Origin of the sequence: Rhizobium sp. YJ-22 (assembly GCF_029601685.1) — a bacterium.
Classification (GTDB): Bacteria; Pseudomonadota; Alphaproteobacteria; order Rhizobiales; family Rhizobiaceae; genus Metarhizobium.
Genome location: NZ_JARRIR010000042.1, coordinates 1 through 3,939, shown reverse-complemented (window position 1 = coordinate 3,939; position 3,939 = coordinate 1). Strand labels below are relative to the sequence as shown.

General features: G+C 54.3%; 1 tRNA gene and 2 rRNA genes. All 3 read left to right on the top strand.

Features of this window, described 5'->3' with window-relative positions:
• Positions 1-336: 336 nt before the first annotated feature.
• The 3 genes from P7F60_RS30560 (at position 337) to P7F60_RS30550 (ending at position 3,939) form a co-directional block, all read left to right on the top strand.
• Positions 337-3,310: ribosomal RNA gene (locus P7F60_RS30560) — 23S ribosomal RNA — on the top strand.
• A 252-nt stretch (positions 3,311-3,562) separates the two neighbouring features.
• Positions 3,563-3,677 (top strand): 5S ribosomal RNA (gene rrf / locus P7F60_RS30555).
• 185 nt (positions 3,678-3,862) lie between these two features.
• Positions 3,863-3,939 (top strand) — tRNA-Met (locus P7F60_RS30550).

The following is a 3,939-nucleotide window of genomic DNA, read 5'->3' as shown; positions in this document are numbered from 1 at the left end:
GGTTTTGGCCTTTGTCTGACCGACGGTTTGGTGGATGTTGCCTGACCGCGCATCCTCGGATCGATCTCGAGAAGCTGGTCTAATGATCCGGCTCGAAGATCGCTCGGCGTGATCTTCAGCGAGACCGGATCGACACGTCGATGGCATCTTCAAACGGGGTTGTAAAAGGTAACCCTGTTGTTTGTGTCCCTGTTTTATCGTTAGCGGGGATACGGGTCATACAACAAAGCGGCAAGGGAAACCCTGCCCGTATGGCCAGGTTCAGCACCCCTCCGAGCGTAAGCGAGGAGGAAAGGTTTGCTGAACCAAGCAAAGATGAGCATTGGCAATGAGAACGAAGAAGTGACTTAAGGGCATTTGGTGGATGCCTTGGCATGCACAGGCGAAGAAGGACGTGATACGCTGCGAAAAGCCGTGGGGAGCTGCGAATAAGCTTTGATCCATGGATATCCGAATGGGGAAACCCACCTTAGATGCCTAGAAAATCTGTTCAGTTGAGACCTTGGTCCTTTTTCCTCGACGGGTTCGAGGGAACTGGGCTCGAAGCGCGTTTGCGCTTCGCAAGGCCGGATGGCCGTCGGCGCTGATGCGCCGCCCTGTCCGGAGCGAAGTGGCGCAAGCCACGACAGCGTGAGGACGAAAGTCCTTATTAACGCTGGGAAGGGCTCTCCAACTGCACAGGTTTCTAGGTATCGTTAATAAGGTATCTGCACCTGAATACATAGGGTGTAAGAAGCGAACGCGGGGAACTGAAACATCTAAGTACCCGCAGGAAAGGACATCAACCGAGACTCCGCAAGTAGTGGCGAGCGAACGCGGACCAGGCCAGTGGCATTGCAAGACAAAGCGGAACGAGTTGGGAAACTCGGCCAGAGTGGGTGATAGCCCCGTACGCGTAAATGCTTGTAATGTCCTAGAGTAGGGCGGGACACGTGAAATCCTGTCTGAACATGGGGAGACCACTCTCCAAGCCTAAGTACTCGTGCATGACCGATAGCGAACAAGTACCGTGAGGGAAAGGTGAAAAGCACCCCGACGAGGGGAGTGAAATAGTACCTGAAACCGGATGCCTACAAACAGTGGGAGGCCGCAAGGCTGACCGCGTACCTTTTGTATAATGGGTCAACGACTTAGTGTAACGAGCAAGCTTAAGCCGGTAGGTGTAGGCGTAGCGAAAGCGAGTCTGAAGAGGGCGTTTTAGTTCGTTGCATTAGACCCGAAACCGAGTGATCTAGCCATGAGCAGGCTGAAGGTTGGGTAACACCAACTGGAGGGCCGAACCCGCATCTGTTGCAATAGATTGGGATGACTTGTGGCTAGGGGTGAAAGGCCAATCAAACTCGGAGATAGCTGGTTCTCCGCGAAATCTATTTAGGTAGAGCGTCGAGCGAATACCCACGGGGGTAGAGCACTGGATGGGCTATGGGGACTCACCGTCTTACTGATCCTAACCAAACTCCGAATACCGTGGAGTACTACTCGGCAGACACACGGCGGGTGCTAACGTCCGTCGTGAAGAGGGCAACAACCCTGACCTCCAGCTAAGGTCCCCAAGTCATGGCTAAGTGGGAAAGGATGTGAGGATCCCAAAACAACCAGGATGTTGGCTTAGAAGCAGCCATCATTTAAAGAAAGCGTAACAGCTCACTGGTCTAAATAAGGGTCTTTGCGCCGAAAATGTAACGGGGCTGAAGCCATGCACCGAAGCTGAGGATGCATACGCAAGTATGTGTGGTAGCGGAGCGTTCCGTAAGCCGATGAAGGGGTATCCGTGAGGAGCCCTGGAGGTATCGGAAGTGCGAATGTTGACATGAGTAACGATAAAGAGGGTGAGAGACCCTCTCGCCGAAAGACCAAGGGTTCCTGCTTAAAGTTAATCTGAGCAGGGTTAGCCGGCCCCTAAGCCGAGGCCGAAAGGCGTAGGTGATGGGAACCACGTTAATAATCGTGGGCCTGGTGGTAGTGACGGATTGCGTAACTTGTACGATCTTATTGGATTGATCGTGCGGGGAAGCGGTTCCAGGAAATAGCTCCACCGTTAAAGACCGTACCCGAAACCGACACAGGTGGTCAGGTAGAGTATACCAAGGCGCTTGAGAGAACTCTGCTGAAGGAACTCGGCAAATTGCACGCGTAACTTCGGAAGAAGCGTGACCCTTTTATACGCAAGTATGAGAGGGTGGCACAGACCAGGGGGTAGCGACTGTTTATCAAAAACACAGGGCTCTGCGAAGTCTAAAGACGACGTATAGGGTCTGACGCCTGCCCGGTGCTGGAAGGTTAAGAGGAGAGGTGCAAGCTTTGAATCGAAGCCCCAGTAAACGGCGGCCGTAACTATAACGGTCCTAAGGTAGCGAAATTCCTTGTCGGGTAAGTTCCGACCTGCACGAATGGCGTAACGACTTCCCCGCTGTCTCCAGCAGAGACTCAGTGAAATTGAATTCCCCGTGAAGATGCGGGGTTCCTGCGGTCAGACGGAAAGACCCCGTGCACCTTTACTATAGCTTTACACTGGCATTCGTGTCGGCATGTGTAGGATAGGTGGTAGGCTTTGAAGCTCGGACGCCAGTTCGGGTGGAGCCATCCTTGAAATACCACCCTTATCGTCATGGATGTCTAACCGCGGCCCGTCATCCGGGTCCGGGACAGTGTATGGTGGGTAGTTTGACTGGGGCGGTCGCCTCCGAAAGAGTAACGGAGGCGCGCGATGGTTGGCTCAGACCGGTCGGAAATCGGTCGTCGAGTGCAATGGCATAAGCCAGCCTGACTGCGAGACTGACAAGTCGAGCAGAGACGAAAGTCGGTCATAGTGATCCGGTGGTCCCGTGTGGAAGGGCCATCGCTCAACGGATAAAAGGTACGCCGGGGATAACAGGCTGATGACCCCCAAGAGTCCATATCGACGGGGTTGTTTGGCACCTCGATGTCGGCTCATCGCATCCTGGGGCTGGAGCAGGTCCCAAGGGTTTGGCTGTTCGCCAATTAAAGCGGTACGTGAGCTGGGTTCAGAACGTCGTGAGACAGTTCGGTCCCTATCTGCCGTGGGTGTAGGAATATTGACAGGATCTGTCCCTAGTACGAGAGGACCGGGATGGACATATCTCTGGTGGACCTGTTGTCGTGCCAACGGCATAGCAGGGTAGCTATATATGGACGGGATAACCGCTGAAGGCATCTAAGCGGGAAACCCACCTGAAAACGAGTATTCCCTATCAGAGCCGTGGAAGACGACCACGTTGATAGGCCGGGTGTGGAAGTGCAGCAATGCATGAAGCTTACCGGTACTAATCGCTCGACAGAACTTCTTCGTTCCCATTGCTCATGCTCATCACAGATGAGCAGAGCCATCTTTATGTCCTGACGCTGTCGCGGCTTCGCCGCTACGCTCCGGACGGGCCGCGCTACCAAGCGCGACGGCCTCTGGCCTTGCGGAGCTGAAGCTCCGAAGGTGCCATACGGCCTGCCCAAGACGTGTCACAAAATCCAGCTTCTCGATCAACATGCAAACAGCATGGATGCGTTCGCGCACCCATGCCAAAGCATGAGTTTTGCCTTTAGCTGACCTGGTGGTCATTGCGGGGTTCCCCCACCCGTTCCCTTTCCGAACACGGCCGTGAAAAACCCCTGCGCCAATGGTACTTCGTCTCAAGACGCGGGAGAGTAGGGCGCTGCCAGGTCTGCTAAACGCAAAACAAAACTTCCTTCTCAATCACAAAAAAAGGGCAAAGCCCAAATCGAGGCCGCCCGCAAGCGGCCTTTATCTGTTGGACCAACAGATCAAAACCTCGAAATAGAACGGTATCTTGCCAAAGGCAAAACCGGCCCAAATAAAACGGCGTTTTGCCAAGGCAAAATACCATGGCGCGGGGTGGAGCAGCCCGGTAGCTCGTCAGGCTCATAACCTGAAGGCCGCAGGTTCAAATCCTGCCCCCGCAACCA